Raw genomic sequence first — 22693 nt, forward strand, 5'->3', positions numbered from 1 at the left:
CGTAACGGCGTGTTAAGCGCGTTATGCTAGAAAAATTAAAAATTCACTACTAGTATGTTGAATATTATTGAAGGGGAAATGTTGATGAAAAAGTCACTGATTGCTCTGGCTGTTGCCGGTGCTATGACTGCACCAATGATCGCACAGGCTGACGCTACTCTTTACGGTTCTTTCCGTATCGGTCTACAAAAAGTAGACAACGGCGACACTGGTGTTGACGATCAGTCTTCACGCTTTGGTATCAAAGGTGATATCGATCTAGGTCTAGACGGCACTAAAGGTCTTTTCCACTGGGAAGCTCAGGCTAACAACGCTACAGTTTCTGACCAGTCTACAGCTCTTAACTCTCGTCTACACTACATCGGTGCTCAAGGCGACTGGGGTAAGCTACTTATTGGTAAGCAATACCACCCTCACTACCTATTGATCTCTGGTCCTACTAACATCTTTAACCCAGGTGACGGTGGCTACGGCGAGCGTTTCAACCTAGGTAACTCTGTTGCTGGTAAAGCTGGTCACTTCATGAAGCGTACTGAAGGTACAGTTGCTTACTACTCTCCAAAAATGAACGGTTTCCAGTTCATTGGTGGTGCTGTGCTTCTAACTGACGGTGATGACGATGATAACTCTATCGACAGCACTGTAGATGCTTACAACGTTGCAGCTACTTACTCTGCTAACAACGTAACTGTTTCTGCATCTTACGGCCACATTGAACTAGATGCTGCTGATATCGATGCAACTGCTGTTGTTGATATTCGCCAAGACGTTGAAAAAGACGTTTGGGGTCTTGCAGCTCAGTACAAGCTAGACGCTCTAGAGCTAATGGCTAAGTACGAAGATGCTGAAACTGAAGAAGCTAATGGCGACATCGCTGATGAGCAGGTTTGGGAACTAGCTGCTCGTTACACTATGGGTGCTACTTCTGTATACGCTCGTTACGCTGACTACGAAAATGACACTTCTGACACTGATCTAAGTCAGTGGGGTCTAGGTGTTCAGCAGAAACTAGGTAAAGGTCGTGTATTCGCTGAATACGTAGACAACGATTCTGACGACACTAACGAAGATCGCGCAGTACTAGGTTACCGCGTAGACTTCTAAGTCGACATTTCCTTACGGAAATATAGAAAAGGCTTCCTTCGGGAAGCCTTTTTTCGTTTATGAATACAGTAATACTAACCTTTTCATAATTAAGCCTTTTTCTTATTTTAATTCTGACTATTTCTCGGCTAGAATACTCACTTATTTATTGGGTAAAGTGAAAGGATCCTGAATGAAAGCCAAATTTCGCAGTTTATTAGCGGCAGGTGCTGTTTCTATGGCATTAACGCAGCCAGTTATGGCGGAAGAGGACAATGTAGACCCTTGGGAAGGTTTTAACCGGGCTATGTTTAGTTTCAATGATGGTTTAGATACTTATGCCCTAAAACCAGTAACCAAAGGTTATAAGGTGGTTATGCCTGATGTAGCTGCAACTGGTGTAAATAACTTTTTCGAAAACTTGGCTGATGTAGGTACGTTTTTTAATAATCTGCTTCAAGGAAAGTTTGATAATGCTACCCAAGATTTTGCTCGAGTAGCGTTTAACTCTACTTTTGGTTTGGCAGGCCTTATTGATGTTGCTACCCCAATGGGTATTGAAAAACATGATGAAGATTTTGGTCAAACATTGGGTTATTGGGGGGCTGGTAGTGGTCCTTACCTAGTTGTGCCTTTCTTTGGTCCAATGACGGTTCGTGATGGGATTGGTAAATTTCCGGATACGCTAACAGATCCTGTATATCATGTAGATGACACAGCTACCCGTAATGCGCTTTATGTAACTCGAGTTATTGATACACGAGCTCAATTGCTAGAAACAGAAAAGTTAATTTCTGGTGATAAATATATCTTCATTCGTGATGCTTATTTGCAAAAACGTGCTTTTGATATTGCTGATGGCGATGTTGAAAACTATGATGATAATAACTTCTAATCTAGAAGTATAAATGATGGATGAAAGCCTCAATTATCTCGGATGTAATTGGGGCTTTTTTGTAAGTTGTGCTCTCTGTTACTAAAAACATATTGCAAGTTAAGTCATCTAGATTTAACGTGGTTTCTCATGGATCCTAGCCTAAACTTCAAGGCCTGATATATGAGGCAAGCATACCAAACCATTCTATTGGTCGATCATGTTGCAGAAGCAATTGATTCGATCGTCGACGCCTGCAATCAGCTAGACCTTCCGCCTGTAAAAATTTCTACAGCTTTTAGTAGTGATTACGCATTAGAATTATTAGAAGAGCGCAGTTTCTCTTTGGTGATTGTGGGTGTGAGTGAGCGATTAAAGTTGGTTGATCTTCAGCATTTAGCGACTTCACAAACCCCGAAACCAATCCTTGCGTTATTACCTGATAGTGAGGGGAATCAGGTGATGACAGCGTTGAGGAAGGGGGCTAGCAATGTATTTTTGCAGTCTGAAATTGGTGAGCAAGGTGCTGCGTTCTCGGTAGCAATTAAATCTCTGTTAAATCAGGCAGAATTGATTGAGCAAAATTTGCATTACCGTGAAGAGTTAGAAAAAAGCTTGGCGGAGCTTAAGGCAGACCAGCAGGCTGCTCACCAGATACAAAAGAATATGCTGCCTGCAACGGATGTTCAGCTAGGCGCTGTTCGAGCGCGGTATCTGTTAATACCCTCATTGTATCTAAGTGGTGATTTTGTTGAAGCGGTTAAAGTTGATGATAATTTAACCCTATTCTATCTGGCTGATGTTTCAGGTCATGGGGCTTCTTCTGCGCTTGTGACCGTTTTGCTCAAGAATATGACTAACCGATTGCTAAGGAACTATCGACGACAATCTAGCTTTGATATTTTATCGCCAAAGGAAGTATTGAACCGGATTAATATCGAGTTGCTTGATACAGGTTTGGGTAAACACTTAAGCATGTTTATAGGCTTATATAATGAAGCTGAGGCGACCTTAAGCTATGCAGTGGGTGGGCATCATCCTATGCCTATATTGCATGATAGAGATGGTTGTCGATTCTTAGAAGGGCGAGGTATGCCTGTGGGTCTATTTCATGAGCCCATTTATGATGAACGAAAACTTCAGTTACATGCTGAGTTTGAGATCACCTTATTTTCAGATGGTATATTTGAGGTGTTGGAAGGGCCTAATATGGAGGCAAAAGAACAACGCCTTATTGATGCTGTTTCTGGCACTAAAGGTGAGGGGCCGAATAGTATCAGAGATGCTTTACTTCCAAATACTATGGATGCAGCACCGGATGATATCGCAATTATGACGATTTGCAGGCAGTAATCATGCAAGAAGGTTTAATATATTCAGCCTTGGTTGAAGGGCGATTTGTCCTCAAGTTTGTTGGAGATGTTCGACTGACCTTATGTGCAACTTTAGATTGCCATTTAGAGCGGTCTTTGGCTGATCCTCAAGTTACAGAGATTTTGATCGACCTGACTCAGGCTGAGGGGATTGATAGCACTTCTTTGGGGTTGATTGCAAAATTAGCTATTAAGGCTGAGCAGGGAGGAATGGACAAGCCTGCCCTTATATCTACTAATTCAGATATTACAAGAATCCTATACACCATGGGTTTCGATCATATTTTTGTTCTGCTAGAAGAACTCCCGCCTTGTGTAGAAGATCTTAAGGAGCTCCCGCTTGTACAGGAATCGGTTGCCGAAATGCAAGATAGGATTATTGCTGCGCACCGCATTCTTATGGACCTTAACGAAGCAAATAGAGAGGCTTTCCAAGATCTCGTCAATACACTCGAATCTGTTAAAGATTAATCTGTTTCACTAGGTGAGTTATAAACAGCTTCTGTGGATAACTTTGTTAGTTTTTTATGGTTAAGTGGCTATAGGCCCCGTCAAACTTGGTATTTCAGCAAATTGCTTGAAAATGATACAGGTAGTAAAGTCTTTATTTTTCAGTAGGTTGGTATTTATTTCGGATGGTTTTTGTCAAGCTGTTTTTAGAATAAATTGTGCAGATAGACAAAAACCTTGCCACAATTATTGGATAAAGCTTTTAAAGGCTCTTTGAGTTTCAGGAGAGGCTTGTTGATATAAGCTTTTCAACATAATTAACTTCATATGTTCATCCGTCACTCTGTCTCCTTTCAAAACAGCTGGGGTTTCAATGGCTGTTACCTGCTGGCTAGCAATATTGTTTGATCTATTAAAACCAGCCAGCTCTCTCTCAAAATCTATACCTAGACGGAAGCCTTTCAGTGGCAGTAGTGCTGCTTTATAGTGAATTGGCTTTTGGGCGTTTTCAAGTTTCCAATTAAGCTTGCGGTTGAAATGCTCTAACTGCCTTGTAGTTTTGATCTCAGGTGTTTTGAGTGTGAGCGATTGTTTCTTTGCACTGAATAAAAGAACACTTGGGTGGCTTTGCTCTAACTCATAATCACTGCCATTTTTTATCTCTGCCGTGTAAGAAACAAGAAGTTGGTTATTTCCATCGGGTAGGTTTAAAGATCGATTGTTGGTAAAAAAAGAGGAAACCTTTTCGCTGCCGTTAACCGCGTGAACTTTAATGCCTTCTCCCAACAGTAGTTGATTATCTGCCATTACGTGGGGTGCTGAAATCAGTGTTACAAGCAAAGCTAGGTTTTTCATGAGGTACTCCAGAAGGTAAGAATGGCTCAATAGGCTTGAAGGGGAGGACCTATTGAGCCACCGATTAGCCATTAAAACTTGATTTGCATGCCTGCAAGAACGTCGATTTCAGAATCTACGCTAGCATCGTCAAAACTTGCTTTAGCTACTTCGGCGAAGACTGATACGTTCTTCTGTGACGGGAATTTATATGTCACGTTAGTGTACCAAGAGCTCGCGTCTTGGTTGTCTGCATCAGAATCTACATTCACGTAACCTAGCGCTACTCGAGTAGTGTCTAGAGGCTGGAAAAAAGCGACCAAGTTACTGATATCTGCATCAGCTGTCGCTGGGTTGCCATAGTCAGTAGAACTGAAATCCGTTCCAAAGGTTGCAAAACCAGCATCGAATTTGGCACTAACACCCCAAGTATCATCTGAATGAGTCGAGCCGCTAGCTTGATGAGTTTGGTATGCCGCTGCTAGAGATAGTTGAGAAAGTTTAGTGCTAACAAACAGATCAGTCGCTTCACCATCTTCGCTGGCATTGCCGTCTGATGCTATTTCATGGGACATAACTACAGTGGCGTTATCAAAGCTTGCTTCTAGGCGGATAAGATCGTCGCCTGAGCTTTTAACGACATCAAACTGATCTTCATCAAGGATCGTTTCATAAGCCGCTTCCACACCAAACTCGTCACCGGCCGTATTGGTTTTACCCACTTTCAACTTTAAATTGCTGTATTGCAGGCCTAGGTAAGCTTCTTCCAATTTGCTATCGCTTGCACTGGAATCATCGGCCGAACCGTTAAAAGAGAAATCTAGTTGGCCGAAGGCTTTAAGATCGTTGCCTAGATCGTAAATAATTGTGTTCTTAAGCTCTAAATCATCAAACTCTACGTCAAAATCATTGGCTTTTTTGTAGTCGTCCCGTAATTGAAGCTGCCAATCGCCTTTAAGCTTATAAGTTAAGCCGTCAGCACTGTAAATCGTTGCTGCCATGGACGTGCTGGTAGCGAGTGTTGCAGTAATAGCTACAGATAAAGCTAGTTTTTTCATGTTTGCCTCTTTTGTATTTTTTAGAACCTCTCGCTCAGATTTGTGTCGAGCACAGAGGGAAGCTTTGTATTTCAGTAAGTGACTATTTGACTCGGGGCAACTGGGACATCAGTTGTGAAATCCTAAGTGCTCAATAGCCGACTTAGAGTTTTAAAATGTTAAAATCGTGCTGCAAAATGGCATTCAGTTTGGGGTTTGCAGACACAGTTATCCGCTATTCCTCCTATGGATTAGTTGAAGTTGATTAAGATTGGATTGCGGGAATTTACAGCCTGACTTGTAAATTCCTGCTTATATTGAATTTTGGGTAGGGCTAGCCTTCACCCTCAGAGATCGCAGCTTCGCAACCTGGGGTCTTGCTGGAATTAGTTCTCTTTCTCCAAGCTTCGATGATTGGAGGCAGAACTAGAATTACAACTGCTGTAATGACGATACTCAGTGTCAGTGGGCGCTCCCAAAGGAAGGCAAAGCTGCCGTCAGAGATCGTTAAAGCGCGGCTTAAGTTGTTTTCCATCAAACCGCCTAAGATAAAGCCAAGCAGCATAGGGGCCATAGGAAACTCAAGCAGTTTTAGGAATATGGCTATAACCGTAATGATCGCCATCATGTGAATATCAAAGCTGTTAAAGCTCACGAGATAGACGCCAGTGATCGAGAAGAAAAGGATCAACGGAATCAAGATTGGTCTAGGGATAACTAGCAGTCGAGAGATGTATGGAATCAACGGCAGATTAAGAATCAGCAGTACCAAGTTACCAAAGTACATCGAAATGATGACAGACCAAAACACATCCGGATTATCTAGAAATAAACGAGGGCCGGGCTGAATACCGTAAGCAATTAATGCCCCAAGCATAATTGCAGTTGTACCTGAACCAGGAATACCCAGCGTCAAAAGTGGTACGAATGAACCTGTAGATGCTGCATTGTTTGCAGATTCCGGTGCTGCCAAGCCACGTAAAGCGCCCTTACCAAATTTTAGCTTCTCTTTTGCTGAAGCAAGGTTGCGTTCCAGACCATAAGCAAGGAAAGACGCGATGGTTGCACCTGCTCCCGGAAGGATTCCAATGAGGAAACCAAAAAAGGAGGAACGACCAACGGTAGGGGCTACGTGTTTAACTTCTTCTTTGCTTAGCTTCATGCTGCCTAGTTGGCTCATATCCATAGGTGCTTCTTTCTCGTTATGCTGTCCCTTAAGCACAGTCATAACTACCTCAGTTAAAGCAAAGGTTGCCATAGCTAAAAGTAAGAAGCTGATACCATCGATCAAATCGACGCTGCCAAACGTAAATCGGGTTGTGCCTGATGTAACATCTGTACCTACAGTAGCGATCATCAAGCCTAATACGGTCATGATTAGAGCTTTGATTACTTGGCCTTTACCAGAGAATGCCGCTACAGCAGTTAAACCAAGAATCATCAGGGCAAAGTAATCGCTTGATTGGAAACTCAACGAAACAGAGGCTAATGCAGGTGCTGCAAATAGCAGTACCAGTGCACCGATGGTGCCGCCTGTAAATGATGAATATGCTGCAAGCGCTAAAGCTTTACCAGCCTGCTTTTGTTGAGCAAGTGGGTAACCGTCAAAAGAGGTTACAACTGTACTCGCACAGCCAGGAGCGTTGATCAAAATCGATGAAGTTGAGCCACCAAAGACTGCACCGTAATAAACTCCGGCCATCAAAATAATGCCAGAAGATGGGTCTAGTCCGTAAGTGATTGGGATCATCAGGGCTACTGCTGAAATAGGGCCTAAGCCTGGTAACATCCCGATAAACGTGCCTGCAAAGCAGCCTACAACGACCATCAATAGGTTAAAAGGCATCACCGCAGTGGTAAGGCCGGTAATAATTCCGTCTAACATGAGATCAGCCTCCAAAAATTATAGTTAACGCTTTACCTGGAGCCAGATAAATATCGAGTAGTTGTGTTAGTGCAAACCATAGAAAAATGGCAAAAGGCACTGATGCAATAAATAGGGTCTTGGGTCTTCTTTCGCCTAATAGCCAGTAACCACCGACTAAAAAGAAAATGGTAGAAATTAAGAAACCTAGCCATTCAAGTGCTAACGCAAAAAGTACAACGAGCAGTAATAGCTTGATTACTAATGGGAAGTCATACCCTTTAAGAACTAACTTTTGGTCATTGCTAGATTTGGTTGTAGCCAGCAGTAAGATGGAGAGTACGCCACCTACTATTGCCAAAGCATTAGGAATTGTTTGTGCGTGGAACGGTTCGAATTCATCACCAGGCAGTAAAGGGATCTGAGTTGCATAGTAGCCGTAAGCTACAGATAAACTGAGAAATACCAGACCACCAATATGATCTTTGCATAAGGTCATGAGGATCCTCCTGCTATGGCAAAGGCCATAACTGTCTATTTAAAAAAACCGAGGGCCAGTCGACAGAGGCCAAAGGGCAAAGCCCTCGGTAAAGAAGGCCTGACTTAATCGAAGTCAGGGATATTGCTGCGAAATGAAAACGTGTTACTTAAGAGTTACTTAAGGAATCCAAGTTCGCGCATTAGGGCGCCAACTTCTTTTTCCTGAGTTTCCAGGAATGAGATAAATTCAGGGCCTGGTTTGAAAATCTCTGTCCAGCCATTACGTGAACGGACAGTTTCCCACTCAGGTGTGTCGTACATTTTTTCTAGAGATTCAATAAACTCAGCTTGTTGCGCTTTGCTTGTGCCTGGTGCTGCGAAGAAACCACGCCAGTTAACAAATGTAGTGTCATAGCCAAGCTCTTTTAGGGTTGGGACGTCTGGCGCAGCTTCATTTCGTTCGCTACCCGTCATGACCAGAATGCGTACTTCGCCTGCTTCAGCTAGGGCAAGCGCTTCACTGAAACCTGTTGATAGAAGTTGTGTTTCTCCAGAAAGAAGGCCGGCCATTGCTTTACCACCTGCATCGTAAGCAACATAGCGAACTTGACGTGCATCACCGCCTGTTGCTTTAAATGCCATTGCAGCAACTAAATGGTCCATGCTGCCACGAGCGGAACCGCCTGCAATTTTGATAGAGCGCGGGTTGGCTTTGTAGTCAGCAACCACTTGTTTGAAATCGGTGTATTTTGAATCTTTCTTAACTACAAAGGCACCGTAATCACCGATAGTTGCAGCGATTGGTGTTAGGTCACGGAATGATTGTGGGAATACTTTAGATAGTGAACGAATTACGATAGGTGTCGAGTTCACCATCAAGGTGTCTTGCTTCTGTTCAGCTGTCTCGATCAAATGAGCAATGGCTTTACCACCGCCGCCGCCAGACATGTTTTCGTAGGAAATAGTATCAACAATACCTGCTTTAGATAGCGCTTCACCTGTGCCGCGGGCTGTTGAATCCCAGCCACCGCCTGCGCCACCTGGGATTAGAAAGTGAATGCTTTCCATTGCTTGAGCTTGATAGGAAACACCTGCGGTCATGCATGTAGTTAATACGGCCGCCATCAGAGTTTTTTTGTTTTTAACTTTACCGAACATCGAGATCACCTCGTATTTATTTTTGTGATGCCTACAAAGTAGTGAGGTTTATTCGGCAAATGAAGCTTATGAAATTAAAGGCTTTTTAAACCTTAAAAATCATTTTGTTCATAATGTTTACGGGGCTTTTTAGTCGAGCTTAGCTAAGCTTTAGAGTATCTAATGAATGGAATATTTGACGAGCCTACTAAATGAGTTTGGATATAAAAGTACTGAGCCGATTAAAGCTAAAGAGCCGTATGATCCTGATATTGGGGTTAATGGCGCTCGTACAGACAGGGTTTATCGGTGTTTTTGCTATCCATTACTTACATAAATCGTTAGATGAGCAGATTGGCCAAAGAGCGTTAGATGTAGCGAAAACGATTGCCGTTGCTCCGCAGATAATCGACGCAGTGCAAAGAGGAGATAGCCAATATTTGCAGCCTTTAAGTTTACGATTGGCAGAAGAAACTCAAGCTCGCTTTGTTGTGATTGGAGATAAACAGGGAGTTCGTTTAGCACATCCACGAACAGAAAAAATTGGTCGGCCAATGTCTGATGATGAAGGTGATGATAATGCACCGGCGCTTGTTGCTGGTCAGGGCTATCTTTCAAAAGCTTTAGGTAGCATGGGGTGGTCTATGCGAGGGAAAGCACCTATTTTTTCCAATGAGGGCGAAGTTATTGGCCTAGTATCCGTTGGTTATCATCTTGATCAGGTTGAAAAAATTATTGAACAGTACCGACTTACATTGATTGCGGTAATTGGGGCATCATTTTTATTGAGTGCATTAATTGCTGTTTGGTTTGCTAATCATTTTAAGAAAGCCATTTTTGGACTGGAACCAGAGCAGATCGCCCGTTTATTTGATGAGCAGAGAGCAACATTAGAATCGGTGCGTGAAGGGATCATAGCGATCAACAATGATGGACAAATTACGACGTTTAATCGTACTGCTGTAGAAACTTTGGGGTTAGCGGATGATGCCGAACTGACCGGACGGCATATATCTGAGGTGTTGCCGGACAGCACAATGCTTGAGGTACTCAAAACAGGTCAGCCTCAGTTTGATGAGGAAGTGTGGCTTGATGGTCATAACCTTATTGCTAACCGTCTTCCTTTAAAACAAGGTGATCAGATCACTGGAGTGGTATCTAGTTTTAGGCGTAAAGATGAGCTTGCGATGGTGAGTAAAAAACTAACAAGGATTCAACAGTATGCTGATAGCTTACGTAGTCAAGCCCACGAATACTCTAATAAGCTGCATACGATTGCCGGTTTGATTCAGATAGGTGCGACTGACGAAGCTCAAGCACTTATTGGGCAAGAGGCGCAAAGCCACCAAGAGTTGATAACTTTATTGCGTGAGTCAGTCGCTGATCCGGTGTTGGCAGGGTGCTTGTTAGGCAAATATAACCGAGCTAAAGAGATAGGATTACATCTCGTTATAGACCCAGATAGTCGTATGTTATCTCTTCCTGAAAACCTTCCTAGAGAGCACTTAGTTAGCATTATTGGTAACTTAATCGATAACGCATTAGAGGCAACATGGGAGCACGCCGGTCTGGGCGGAGAAGTTTTGCTCAGTATGCTGGATCTGGGTACAGATCTGATTTTTGAAATTGAAGATCAAGGTCCGGGTATCAAAGAGGGGGATCAGGAAAAAATCTTTGAAAAAGGATATACCAGTAAAGCTAAAGATGGGCACGGAATAGGGTTGCACCTAGTTAAACAGCTTTTAGGTAATTTAAATGGCACAGTGACTTGTGAGCTAGGAGAAAAAGGGGGGAGTCGGTTTATTGTCTATATCCCTAAAGCTCAGGAGTGAGACTTATTAGTAGGTTCTAAGAAATGAGTATTGCGAAAAATTGATACTCAGTGAAATAAAACTCAATTAACAAGTATAAAAAGATGAGTGATATTCGGGTTGTTATTGCAGAAGATGATCAGCAAATAGCTGAGATACAAAAACGGTTTTTAGAGCGTATCTCTGGGTTTGAGTTAGTTGGGATTGCCCACGGACTGGAAGAAGCTGAGGACCTAGTTGAGGTTCTGCAGCCAGAGCTTTTATTACTTGATATCCAGTTTCCTACAGGTACGGGTTTGGATCTATTAAGGAAGTTACGTTCAGGTAATCAGGGAACGGATGTCATCTTAATTACCGCTGCTAAAGAGGTGGAAACATTACGGGAAGCTCTACGTGGTGGTGTCTTCGATTATATTTTAAAACCACTGGTTTTTGACCGACTACAAGAAACACTCGAAAACTATCAACTCCACCTGAAAAAGCTCCAAGCGATGGAATTATTGGCGCAAAGCGATGTAGATACACTCTTGCCTAGATCGAGTGGGCAAAATTCAAGCGTTTCAACTGTTACAGGGGAGGTTCGCCTACCTAAAGGCATTGATGGTATTACTTTGGATAAAGTGCGAAATGTATTTTGTACAGTAAATACTCCACTGAATGCTGAAGAGGTGGGTGAAGAGATTGGTGCTAGCCGAACTACGGCAAGGCGCTATCTAGAATTCTTAGTGAGTGCAAATGAACTTATGGCTGAAGTTAGCTACGGTAGTGTTGGGCGTCCAGAGAGAAGATATACCCAAATTAAATAAGTGTTTAACGGTCTGATCATTGCGCATGTTGATCTGATTAGGTTACTGTCCTAGACCTAAGTTAGGCAGAATTATTTATTAGATTTTTCTGCCTTATTCCCCCTGATTAGAGGTTATATGCTCACACGCAGACGCTTTTTACTAGGCTTACTTCCACTAGGTTTAGCTGGTTGTACAACTCATGATGCATTTCGAATCGCAACCAGTGTAGCAAGAGGCCAAAGTGTTGAAGGTGCACTTACCTCTCATGCTAAAAGCAAAGCGACCGGTTGGGTGACCAATCCTAAAGGTTTGGTTAATGACATTAAAAAGTTCTCTCAACTGATCAGCAGCGTATGGGGAGAGGATGAAGCCCTTCAGCCTACGCCAACGACCTATGTTAAATATACCGATAAATACCTGAGTCGAGGAATCGTAGACTTCGAAAAAGGACAAATTCGCGTCGAAACTTTAGATCAGAGCAAGCTGCAAAGTGCGATAGTTACCTTGTTGTTATCGCCAGAAGATCCAACCCTAGTAGACCTTTATTCGGATGCCCCAGTTACCTTGGGGGGAGAGCCTTTTCTTTATCAGCAAATCCTAGATCATGAAGGACAATCAGTAAGGTGGGGGTGGCGTGCTGAGCGATATGCTAAATACCTTATCGCAAATTCGCTGCAGAAACGCCAAGTTAAGATGACTGATGGGGTCAGTAAAACAGAGTATTTTGTTGAGTTACCACTTATAGAAAAGCATCGTTTGAAAAGACGTTACCGTTACGCTGCATTGGTGGATAAGTACTCTCGACAATATAACCTTAATCCCTCGTTGGTGTATGCGATTATTGAGACTGAGAGTCACTTTAACCCTTTCGCAGTCAGTCACGCCCCTGCTTATGGTCTTATGCAGATTGTTCCCACAACGGCTGGGCGGGATGCTTATAAAGAGATCTATGGTCGTGCGGGCACGCCTTCCAGAAATTACCTATTCAATGTCGAAAATAATATCCGAATGGGGTGTGCTTATCTGCATATTTTACAAACGCGATATTTAGCTGAGGTAAGAGATCCTCAGAGCAAAGAGTTTTGTATCATTGCTGCTTATAACGGTGGTGTGGGTAATGTTCTTCGAAGTTTCTCTAGCGATCACCGACAAGCTATTAGTACGATAAATCGTTCATCTTCTTCTAGCGTTTGGCAGAGATTGCAAAGCCGGATGCCGTTAGAAACTCAGCGTTACTTGGTAAAGGTGACTGATGCTAAGCGCCGTTATGTATAAGAATCAAATGATTGGCATATACCTAAAGCAATTCGCTCTATAAAATAGCACCTTTCAGCTTCGATGATCAGGAGATAGCGTGACACAGTTTCGTCCATGTATCGATCTGCACCAAGGGCAGGTTAAGCAAATTGTTGGTGGTAGCTTGCAAGATAGTGGTGCTGATACCAACTATGTAAGCCCTTATGATGCGGCTTATTATGCGGAACTTTATCAGCAGCATAATCTGACGGGCGGTCATGTGATCGCATTAGGGCCTGGTAACAAAGAGCAGGCTTTATTAGCGCTTTCAACCTGGAAAGGTGGCCTCCAGTTTGGTGGTGGCGTAAATAATGAAAATGCGAATGAGTTTTTAGAAGCGGGTGCGTCTCACGTTATCGTCACTTCTTATCTGTTCGATCAAGGCCAATTTAGTTGGGATCGGTTGGAAAAGATTAAAGCTGAAACAGGCGCTGAAAAGCTTATTTTGGATCTTAGTTGTCGTCGTACGGAAACGGGTTGGAATATAGCTACAGACCGTTGGCAAACGTTAACGAGTCTGGCAGTTGATGAGAAAACCCTATCTGAATTAGGCGAGCATTGTGCTGAATTCTTAATTCATGCTGCAGACGTTGAAGGCTTGCAGGGTGGGATAGACCAAAAGCTAGTTAAACTCTTAGGAAATGCGTGCACTATCCCTGTAACTTATGCCGGTGGGGCGCGTTCTCTAGAAGATCTAAAACTGGTGGATCAGCTTTCTCAAGGTAATGTCGATCTTACCATCGGCAGCGCCTTAGATATCTTTGGCGGTAAGGGCGTCACTTTAGAAGAGTGTATCGCGTGGAATGCTCGATAAAGTAAATCAAGGATAAGAAAAAGGCAGCGAATCACGCTGCCTTTTTTGTTTGTGCTCATCGGAAGAATGCTTTTATTTAAAAAGCTGTGCAAATTGCCCATAGCCTTGGGCTGTTAGCTCCTCTTTAGGAACGAAACGAAGAGAAGCTGAGTTTATGCAATAACGTAAACCTGTAGGGGTAGGGCCATCATTAAAGACATGACCCAAATGGGAATCGGCACGTGAACTTCTTACTTCAACTCGTTTCATAAAGAAAGAATTGTCCTCTTTTTCTACAATTTCTACCCCTTCGATCGGCTGAGTAAAACTCGGCCAGCCGGTTCCAGACTTGTACTTATCCGTCGATGAAAAAAGCGGTTCGCCACTGACGATATCTACATAGATGCCTTCACGTTTTTCATCCCAATACTCGTTATCAAATGGTCTTTCAGTGCCATCTTCTTGAGTTACTTTGTACTGAAGTGGGGTTAGATTAGATTTTAAATAGTGTTCAGAAGGTCTTACAAAATGCTGGGTGCGGTAGTCAGCGTCTGAGCTTTGGTCTTTGTATTGGGATAAGTCGTGTTTAGCGTTTTTACCCCATACTTTGTCTAAAAACTGATCTCGACCAGAACCATTCCGGTAGTAGCTGTAGCGCAGAGGGTTTTTCGCATAATAATCTTGGTGGTAATCCTCGGCAGGGTAGAAGTTCTTAAACGGTGCAATTTCAGTCTCTAAAGGTTTACCGTAAACGCCGGACTTTACTAGTGTATCAACAGACTGGTCTATAGCCTGCTTTTGAGCTGCATTATGATAGTAAACGGCTGGACGGTACTGCTTCCCTCTATCTACAAATTGACCATCACCATCGGTTGGGTTCATAACGCGCCAAAGATGTTCGAGTAGACCGGCGTAAGAGATGATATCCGGATTGTAGTAGACCTGGATGGCTTCTGTGTGTTTGGTTAAGCCTGCTGAAACTTCTTTGTAGTTCGGATTGGCTTTTTCTCCGCCGCTATATCCAGATACGACTTGAACAACGCCATCAAGTTTTTCGAAATCTGATTCTGTACACCAAAAGCATCCGCCTGCAAAGGTTGCAATCGCAAGCTGGTTTATTTGATTCGTTGCGGGTGCAGCTGAAGTCGAAGTCGTTGGTTGATCATTCCCGGTTGATAGGGTGGCGATACCAATGCCAAGTATAGAAATAGCTGAGATGGCAAATATTTTTTTCATTTCTACAGAACCTGTTAATACTGGTAATGCCCATTTAGAGAGGTTGTGAAAGAATTGGTTCCCTAAAATTTAAAAGCCCTTATTAGAGACTGATAGAACGCGGAATGATCAAAGTTTGCTATGCTTTTAGTGTGGAGTGTCGCTCATCTATTTACTATAGGAGCTAGATGCCGGTACATAAATTTGTAATGGTTTTTCGTTATGTTTGTTGCCGGTTTGGCCAAAGGAATGAAGTTATGCTTTCTAAATCCAATCCAATTCAAATTGCATCACCTTGCGTAAGAAATTGTTGTCTTAATGATCAGGATATTTGCGTAGGGTGTTATCGATCTTTAGACGAAATTCTTCGCTGGAGTAAAGTCTCAGAAGTTGAGCGTTCTAGCATTCTGAAGAATACAGATCGTCGAAAAGCACAGCTGTCAGCTGTCAGGTTAACTAGCTGATATATCAGTCTATCTTTGTATAAATATTGTCTGATATATAAACAATGGTAACGATTATTTAGCAATATGCTGAAATTTAAGCGTTTTATAGGAAATTTCCTTTGACATATTGGGCTAGTTAGGCGAGTTTTATAAATACTTTTTTATACCCCTTATAAATTAGAGTGTATTAAGGGGGTATAACTGTGTAAGTCATACAGAAATAAGGAACATCTATAATGGACGCTGACAGTGTATTGGCAATGCCTGAAGAGCTATCTATTGCAAATGTGACTGAATGGCAGCAAAAGTTAGGCAGCTATCTTAACGCGGCTGATTCTATTGTTTTAGATGGCGAAAAACTCACTCGAGTAGACACTGCAGCATTACAGCTGTTAACGGCTTTTTGTTTGAAAGCTCAAACTTTACAAAAAGCGGTAAAGTGGATTAACCCTTCAGATTCTCTAGTGAAAACTGCATGTCAGTTAGGGCTAGAAAAAATACTATCGTTAAAAAATAATTAACCTGCCTAGGATTTATGTGGAGATTTTTATAAATGGCTAGCATCTTAGTTGTTGATGATTCGGCTTCTCTAAGAAATATGGTGACCTTTACCCTTAAACAGGAAGGCTACCAAGTAGTAGAGGCGGCTAATGGGCAGGAAGCTTTAGGTAAGGCACAGACAGGTCGTTTTGATTTAGTTTTAACTGATGTAAATATGCCGATTATGGATGGCATTACTTTATGTGCCGAATTGCGTAAGTTACCTGCTTTTAAATTTACGCCAATTTTAGTTCTAACTACTGAAAGCTCCCCTGAAATGAAACAAAGAGGTAAAGGAGCAGGAGCAACTGGTTGGCTTGTTAAGCCATTTAACCCTGAGAAGCTTCTTAGCACCATTAAGCGTGTCGTACGGTAGATGGAACTATGAGTATTGATCTTTCACAATTTATAGCTACTTTCCTTGAAGAGAGCTATGAAGGTTTGGAGGTGATGGAATCCAGCCTTCTAAACCTTGATTCAGCCGATGAAGAAACGATCAATACCATTTTTCGTGCTGCTCACTCTATAAAAGGTGGTGCGGGCACGTTTGGTTTTAATGAAGTCGCAGATTTTACCCATGTAGTGGAAACACTGTTGGATGAACTGCGCAGTGGCAAACAGTCAATAACGCCAGAACTCGTTAATCTCTTATTAGAGTCGGTAGACTGTATCAAAATGTTGCTTGAAGCAGCTCAAGATGGTCCTGAAGCTGATGCAGCCCAGATCCAACAGGTGCAACAGCGCTTAGAGCAAGCTTTAGGTCAAGAATCTTCCCAAGATCAGATAGCCTCAGAGACAACCGAAACTAAATCGGTAGAAACTGATGTGAAACAATCGTGCTGGAATATAACGTTTATCCCTCATCGTGATCTGCTTCAGGCAGGGCACGAGCCTGCGTTTATGTTTGAAGCATTAGCTGACCTAGGTGAATTGACAGTAACATCAAATCTTAAAGATCTACCTGAATTACATTCGCTAACCTCTGAAGAGTTATTTCTTTCTTGGCAGCTACAGCTTGTATCCGAAGATTGTTCTGAAGAAGACATTCGAGAAGTTTTTGAATGGGTAGAAGATGAGTGTGAACTTGAAGTTTCTCGAGGTGAAGCGCCCTCTGATGGAGAACATCCCTCAGATCCTGAAAGCAGCGATGCTGGATGGTCTATCTCATTTATCCCTAATCCTACAATTCTTGAAACAGGCAATGAACCAAGTTTCATGTTTGAAGCTTTAGAGGAGTTAGGCGAGCTTAAGGTTCAAGTTGATTTAGAGCGGTTAGTTGATTTTGATAAGTTAAATCCTGAGCAGTTGTTACTCTCATGGAATTTAGATCTTGTATCTGATTGCAGTAAAACAGATGTAGAAGAAGTTTTTGAGTGGGTCGAGGATGAATGTACTTTAGAGGTTGAGGCCAAAGTACATAAACGATCTCCTGAAAGTGATAGTGGAGCGCCAACTGAGCAAATTGAAACACTACAAAGTGAAGATGCTTCCTCTGCTCAAGTACCTGGCCCTGCAATAGCACCTACCGTAGAATCTAAGTCTGAACAGCAAAAAACAAGTCCAGTATCTACAAATCAAACCAACTCAGCTCGTAAACCAAAGGCGACTGAAAGTAGTTCGATTAGGGTCGATACAGATAAAATTGATGCCTTAATTAACCGTGTTGGTGAATTGGTTATTACTCAAGCCATGCTTGGGCAGGTGGGCGATGAACTAGCTGAAATTACAGGTGGTTCGGAAGTTGAACGTCTTCAATCGGGCTTGGAACAATTGGAGCGAAATACACGCGATTTACAAGAAGATGTGATGCGTGTGCGCATGTTGCCTATTAGTTTTGTTTTCAACCGCTTTCCGCGTTTGGTCCATGATGTGAGCGGTAAACTTGGTAAAAAAGTAGAGCTAGTTATCACTGGTGAGCAGACTGAGATAGATAAGACAGTAATGGAAAAAATCGGTGACCCTATGGTTCACCTGATCAGAAACTCGCTTGACCACGGTTTGGAAGCGCCTGAAGAGCGAATTGCCGCGGGCAAATCCGAAGTCGGAAGAGTGGAGTTAAATGCTTACCACCAAGGCGGCTTTATCATCATCGATATCACAGACGATGGGCGTGGATTAAACACCGAGAAAATCTATCAAAAAGCTCTAGATAATGGCCTTATTACAGCAGATCAACAGCTAAGCGATAGTGAAATAAATGAGCTCATCTTCAAACCTGGCTTCTCTACAGCTGATGCTGTAAGCGATCTTTCTGGTCGTGGTGTTGGTATGGACGTAGTACGACGTAATATTGAGTCTTTAGGCGGACATGTTAGCGTTACTTCAGAACCCGGCCATGGTTCAACCTTTAGCGTGAGTTTGCCTCTGACCTTAGCCATTCTTGATGGGCAGCTTGTTCGAGTTCATAGCGAAACATATATAGTACCGCTGATTTCTATCGTGGAAACAATCCTTGCTGATAAATCGGCAATGAGCCCTATTGCGGGTGAGAATAAACTGCTTCATTTCCGAGAAGAGTACATCCCGCTAATTAATCTTCGTTCTTTGTTTAAATTGCCAGTCGAAGATGACCCACAAGATACAAACTTAATTGCCATTGTTGAAAACGGTGGTCAGAAAATAGGCCTGATCGTTGATGAACTTTATGGTCAGCAACAAGTAGTTATTAAAAGCCTAGAGGTTAACTTTAAGCGTATTGAAGGGTTTGCAGGCGCGACAATTTTAGGTGATGGCAGTGTAGCCCTTATTCTGGATATAGCTGGCCTGATGAAGCGCGGTTTAGATTTTGAAACGGCTAAAACGGCCCAAAAACGAAATGAAATATCTAGGAGTGAACAAGCTAATCAGGGGGCTGTGGCATGACAGATACTGAATGGCAGGAGCAATCTGAGCATCTAGAGCAAACCGCAGATGGGCACCAATATCTTAGTTTCTTACTTGATAATGAAGAATATGGTGTAGATATCTTAAGGGTGCAAGAGCTTAGAGGCTGGACGCCGGTAACGCATGTTCCAGATATGCCTGATTACCTTAAAGGTGTTTTGAATTTGCGTGGGGCTATTATTCCGGTGATTGATCTACGTTTGCGGTTTGGTCTTAAACCCGTGGAATATGGTCCTACTACGGTTGTGATTGTGATTAATGTCGATAGCGGCAGTTGCCAGCGCGTGATGGGCATCATTGTTGATGCGGTTGCTGAGACATACACAATTGCAACGAACCAGATACAACCCGCACCACAGATTGGTGGAGTGATAAATACTGAATTTATCACTGGCTTAGTGGCGCAGGATGAGAAAATGATAGTCCTGATGGACATAGATGAATTAATGAATTCCGATGAGTTGGCGATTGATGCGCCAACAAGAGCTGAAGTGAAAGCATAGGGGCGGAGGTTAAGAAATGAAAATCAATGAGCCGGTTACGGATCGCGAAGTTAAGCTCAGAGATGGTCAGGAACTTGTTACAAAAACAAACCTGAAGGGGATTATTACTTATACCAATCCGGACTTTATCGAAATCAGTGGATTTAGTCGGGATGAATTAGTAGGTAAAAACCATAACGTGGTTCGTCACCCAGATATGCCACCTGCGGCTTTTAAGGATCTATGGGATACCCTTAAGTTAGGTCGACCTTGGTCCAAACTGGTGAAAAACCGTTGTAAAAATGGTGATTACTACTGGGTTAAGGCCAATGTTACCCCGATCTTCCGTAATGGTGAGATCGTTGAGTATATGTCTGTACGTACTCGCCCTAGTCAAGATGAAATCGAACAGGCTACAGCTATATATGCGAAGTTGAAGCGTAATGAAGCTACGATTCCTTCTCCAAATGCAGTACCTAATCAGAACCTAGGTGGTCAGATTAACCATCATGCAGTAATGGCGGTCGTTGCTGCTGTGCTGATTAATGCTGCAATTTATTTCATGGGACTACCTGCGGAAGCCTTGATGGTTGGTCCTGTTGTGGCATTCTTAATCGTTCTCTTTGGCGCAAATAACTGTTTGAAGAACAGCGTAATTAAGCCGTTAGAACAAGCTCGACGTCACATGCTGGATATCAGCGAAGGAGAATATCTAGCACCAATACCGCTGGATGAACCCGGTGAAACTGGTGAGCTTAAACGAAATGTAAAAATTCTCGCGACGAAACTTGGTTATGAAGTTAATGATGCGAAAGAAGCTGCAAACCGCGCTTCTCGTATCAAAGTTGCGCTAGATAACGTGTCTTCTAACGTTATGCTGGCCGATAATGATGGCAATATTATCTACTGTAATGATGCTGTGCTTAGCATGATGAAAAATGCAGAAGAGGATATTCGTCAGCAGTTACCCGACTTTGATACAGAAACTATTCTTGGTTCAAATTTTGATATCTTCCATAAGAACCCTGAACATCAGCGTCGTATGTTGGAAGGTCTGAAGTCAACTTACCAAGGCAAGATAAAAGTTGGTAAACGTAGCTTTAGTTTGACTGCGAATCCTGTTATCGATGAAAAAGGCCAGCGTTTAGGCACTGTTGTTGAGTGGATGGATATTACTGATCAGCTAGTAGCAGAAGATCAAGTAGCTAATTTGATTCAAAAAGCTTCGCAAGGTGAATTGAATGAGCGTCTTGATGTTGAGTTATACAGCGGCTTCATGGCTAATATCGCATCAGGTGTAAATCAAATGCTGGATGCAGTTGTCGAACCTATCCGTGAAGTTAAACGCGTGCTAAGTGCAATGTCTGATGGTGATTTAACTCAGCAGATGTCTGGTAACTTCCAAGGTGAATTTGCCGAACTTAATGACGCACTGAATAGCTCGTTGCACAACCTGAATACTATGGTTGGAGAGATACGAACAGCGGGTGCAAGCATTACAACCGGTGCTTCTGAAATCTCTAGTGGTAACACTACACTAAGTTCTCGTACTGAAGCTCAAGCCGCGAGTCTGCAAGAAACTGCCGCAAGCATGGAGCAGATGACTAGTACGGTTAAGCAAAATGCTGATAATGCTGATGAAGCTCGTAACCAAGCGACTGATGCACAGAAGTTGGCAGAGAAGGGAGGTGAAATCTCTAATAAAGTTGTGACCTCAATGGGAGATATTCGCGCGAGTTCTACTAAAATTGCTGAAATTATAGGTGTGATTGATGAGATCGCTTTCCAAACGAACCTACTTGCGTTGAATGCTGCTGTAGAGGCTGCGCGAGCTGGTGAACAAGGTCGTGGTTTTGCGGTGGTAGCATCTGAAGTACGTAGTTTGGCACAACGAAGTGCAAGTGCAGCGAAAGAGATCAAAGAACTTATCAGCGATAGCGTTGAAAAAGTGGAAGAGGGTGGCCTATTTGTAGATGAATCCGGTAAGGCTTTGGCTGAGATTATGGAAGCGATTAAAAACGTTTCTACGATCATCAGTGAAATTGCAGCTGCCAGCCGTGAGCAAGCTATTGGCATCGAGCAAGTAAACATTGCTGTAACGCAAATGGATGAAGGTACGCAGCAAAATGCAGCTTTGGTAGAAGAAGTCGCAGCTGCTTCAGCTTCAATGGAAGAGCAAGCAGGTCAACTGCAAACCTTGGTCAACCAGTTTGAGGTGGTTGAAGCTGAAGGTCAATCTAGCATCGCGGAAGCTCCTGCTAAATCAGGAGGCGTCAGCCGCCTAAGAGAATTAGCAAGCCAAAACGTTCAAACTGAACGAAAACCTGAAGTTAAACGCTCTGTGCCAAAACAGCCAATTGTAAGTGCAGGTGCTAGTGGCGATGAGTGGGAAGAGTTTTAATTGTACTTAAACAGCCTACTCTGAGTAGGCTGTTTCTACCCCCTTCGCTTTTTAAGGGTACATAAATGTCATCAAAACCTACCAGACCTCGAGAATTTACTTTTACTCGTGAACATTTTGTTAAGGTTAGGGATGAGTTATATGATTACGCTGGAATTGTACTGGCGGATCATAAGCAGGATATGGCTTACAATCGTTTAGTACGACGCCTGAGGGAGTTAAAACTTTCAAATTTTGATGACTATTTTACGTTTCTAAATAGCAATCCTGTTGAATTTAGCCAATTTATTAACGCGTTAACGACAAATCTAACTGCTTTCTTTCGAGAAAAGCACCATTTTGACTTTATTTCAAACACTATTATCCCAGAGATAGAAGAGAGTAATACCCAGCGGGTGAGAGCTTGGTCGGCAGGTTGTTCCTTGGGAGAAGAACCTTACAGTTTGGCAATGACTTTACTGGAATCAGGTATTAACCCTTCGAGTTGGGACATCCGTTTACTTGCGACAGATATAGATTCAAAGGTGTTGAGTAGTGCTAAATCAGGTATTTACTCAGAAGATAGAATTAAAAATCTGCCGAATATGCAAGTTAAGCGTTGGTTTTTAAAAGGTAAAGCTTCTCACAAAGGTTTTGTAAAAGTTAAACCTGAGCTCCAAGAATTGCTCAGATTTAATTATCTGAATTTGATGCAGGACTGGCCAATAGAAGGCCCTTTAGATTTTATTTTTTGCAGAAATGTAATGATCTATTTCGATCAAAATACTCAGGCTAGATTGTTGGATCGTATGCATTCTTTACTTAAGCCTAATGGTTATTTGTTTGTAGGGCATTCTGAAGCGCTAGCGCGCCATGCGAGTAATTTTGAGCTGGTAGGCAAAACTATATACAGAAAGGTTGGGTAGT

21 protein-coding genes are annotated in these 22693 nt (G+C 42.6%); 15 read left to right on the forward strand and 6 right to left on the reverse strand.

Going from position 1 to position 22693, the window contains the following annotated elements:
- Positions 1-84: 84 nt before the first annotated feature.
- The 4 genes from ACMXYR_RS05960 (at position 85) to ACMXYR_RS05975 (ending at position 3801) form a co-directional block, all read left to right on the forward strand.
- The gene (locus ACMXYR_RS05960) at positions 85-1104 is read left to right on the forward strand and encodes a porin (RefSeq protein WP_415903279.1); all 1020 of its coding nucleotides are present in this window, start codon (positions 85-87) and stop codon (positions 1102-1104) included.
- Between the two features lie 172 nt (positions 1105-1276).
- Positions 1277-1978 (forward strand): VacJ family lipoprotein, encoded by a 702-nt coding sequence (locus ACMXYR_RS05965; RefSeq protein ID WP_415903280.1) that lies wholly within the window; start codon positions 1277-1279, stop codon positions 1976-1978.
- Positions 1979-2140: 162 nt separating this feature from the next.
- Positions 2141-3310, forward strand: a complete 1170-nt coding sequence (locus ACMXYR_RS05970) for a PP2C family protein-serine/threonine phosphatase (protein ID WP_415903281.1) — start codon at positions 2141-2143, stop codon at positions 3308-3310.
- A gap of 2 nt (positions 3311-3312) precedes the next feature.
- Positions 3313-3801 carry an STAS domain-containing protein gene (locus ACMXYR_RS05975; protein WP_415903282.1) on the forward strand — a complete coding sequence of 163 codons (489 nt, stop codon included), beginning with the start codon at positions 3313-3315 and terminating at the stop codon, positions 3799-3801.
- Positions 3802-4026: 225 nt separating this feature from the next.
- Here the strand turns inward: ACMXYR_RS05975 and ACMXYR_RS05980 are convergent, their stop codons facing one another.
- The 5 genes from ACMXYR_RS05980 to ACMXYR_RS06000 form a co-directional block, all read right to left on the reverse strand.
- Entirely contained in the window at positions 4027-4635 is a 609-nt protein-coding gene (locus ACMXYR_RS05980; RefSeq protein ID WP_415903283.1) for a DUF2057 family protein, read from the reverse strand.
- A 71-nt stretch (positions 4636-4706) separates the two neighbouring features.
- Complete coding sequence (locus tag ACMXYR_RS05985) at positions 4707-5672, reverse strand: porin (protein WP_415903284.1); 966 nt, start codon at positions 5670-5672, stop codon at positions 4707-4709.
- A 313-nt stretch (positions 5673-5985) separates the two neighbouring features.
- Positions 5986-7536: a tripartite tricarboxylate transporter permease gene (locus tag ACMXYR_RS05990; protein WP_415903285.1), complete on the reverse strand. Its 1551-nt coding sequence runs from the start codon at positions 7534-7536 to the stop codon at positions 5986-5988.
- 4 nt (positions 7537-7540) lie between these two features.
- Positions 7541-8014, reverse strand: coding sequence for a tripartite tricarboxylate transporter TctB family protein (locus ACMXYR_RS05995; protein WP_415903286.1), 474 nt, complete (start codon positions 8012-8014; stop codon positions 7541-7543).
- Between the two features lie 155 nt (positions 8015-8169).
- A complete protein-coding gene (locus tag ACMXYR_RS06000) occupies positions 8170-9153 on the reverse strand; it encodes a tripartite tricarboxylate transporter substrate binding protein (RefSeq protein ID WP_415903287.1) in 984 nt (327 codons plus the stop codon).
- A gap of 191 nt (positions 9154-9344) precedes the next feature.
- Here ACMXYR_RS06000 and ACMXYR_RS06005 point away from each other — a divergent pair, with 191 nt between their 5' ends.
- The 4 genes from ACMXYR_RS06005 (at position 9345) to hisA (ending at position 13841) form a co-directional block, all read left to right on the forward strand.
- Positions 9345-10964: an ATP-binding protein gene (locus ACMXYR_RS06005; RefSeq protein WP_415903288.1), complete on the forward strand. Its 1620-nt coding sequence runs from the start codon at positions 9345-9347 to the stop codon at positions 10962-10964.
- A gap of 83 nt (positions 10965-11047) precedes the next feature.
- Positions 11048-11749, forward strand: a complete 702-nt coding sequence (locus tag ACMXYR_RS06010) for a response regulator (protein ID WP_415903289.1) — start codon at positions 11048-11050, stop codon at positions 11747-11749.
- A gap of 117 nt (positions 11750-11866) precedes the next feature.
- The gene (locus ACMXYR_RS06015) at positions 11867-13006 is read left to right on the forward strand and encodes a murein transglycosylase domain-containing protein (protein WP_415903290.1); all 1140 of its coding nucleotides are present in this window, start codon (positions 11867-11869) and stop codon (positions 13004-13006) included.
- Positions 13007-13085: 79 nt separating this feature from the next.
- Positions 13086-13841, forward strand: a complete 756-nt coding sequence (gene hisA / locus ACMXYR_RS06020; RefSeq protein WP_415903291.1) for a phosphoribosylformimino-5-aminoimidazole carboxamide ribotide isomerase — start codon at positions 13086-13088, stop codon at positions 13839-13841.
- 72 nt (positions 13842-13913) lie between these two features.
- On the opposite strand, the gene msrB is transcribed toward hisA, so the two are convergent.
- Positions 13914-15056, reverse strand: coding sequence for a peptide-methionine (R)-S-oxide reductase MsrB (gene msrB / locus ACMXYR_RS06025; protein WP_415903292.1), 1143 nt, complete (start codon positions 15054-15056; stop codon positions 13914-13916).
- 236 nt (positions 15057-15292) lie between these two features.
- Between msrB and ACMXYR_RS06030 the strand changes: the two genes are divergently transcribed.
- From ACMXYR_RS06030 to ACMXYR_RS06060, 7 genes are all read left to right on the forward strand, one after another.
- Positions 15293-15499 carry a DUF1289 domain-containing protein gene (locus tag ACMXYR_RS06030; RefSeq protein WP_415903293.1) on the forward strand — a complete coding sequence of 69 codons (207 nt, stop codon included), beginning with the start codon at positions 15293-15295 and terminating at the stop codon, positions 15497-15499.
- 218 nt (positions 15500-15717) lie between these two features.
- Complete coding sequence (locus tag ACMXYR_RS06035) at positions 15718-16002, forward strand: STAS domain-containing protein (protein ID WP_415903294.1); 285 nt, start codon at positions 15718-15720, stop codon at positions 16000-16002.
- Between the two features lie 32 nt (positions 16003-16034).
- A complete protein-coding gene (locus ACMXYR_RS06040; protein ID WP_415881668.1) occupies positions 16035-16397 on the forward strand; it encodes a response regulator in 363 nt (120 codons plus the stop codon).
- An 8-nt stretch (positions 16398-16405) separates the two neighbouring features.
- The gene (locus tag ACMXYR_RS06045) at positions 16406-18883 is read left to right on the forward strand and encodes a chemotaxis protein CheW (RefSeq protein WP_415903295.1); all 2478 of its coding nucleotides are present in this window, start codon (positions 16406-16408) and stop codon (positions 18881-18883) included.
- Positions 18880-19407, forward strand: coding sequence for a chemotaxis protein CheW (locus tag ACMXYR_RS06050; protein WP_415885140.1), 528 nt, complete (start codon positions 18880-18882; stop codon positions 19405-19407). The genes ACMXYR_RS06045 and ACMXYR_RS06050 overlap by 4 nt, the downstream gene beginning before the upstream one ends.
- 16 nt (positions 19408-19423) lie before the next feature.
- Complete coding sequence (locus ACMXYR_RS06055; protein WP_415903296.1) at positions 19424-21787, forward strand: methyl-accepting chemotaxis protein; 2364 nt, start codon at positions 19424-19426, stop codon at positions 21785-21787.
- Between the two features lie 65 nt (positions 21788-21852).
- Positions 21853-22692 (forward strand): CheR family methyltransferase, encoded by an 840-nt coding sequence (locus tag ACMXYR_RS06060; protein ID WP_415903297.1) that lies wholly within the window; start codon positions 21853-21855, stop codon positions 22690-22692.
- Position 22693 lies beyond the last annotated feature (1 nt).

The organism is Neptuniibacter sp. QD29_5, assembly GCF_047778125.1.
GTDB lineage: Bacteria > Pseudomonadota > Gammaproteobacteria > Pseudomonadales > Balneatricaceae > Neptuniibacter.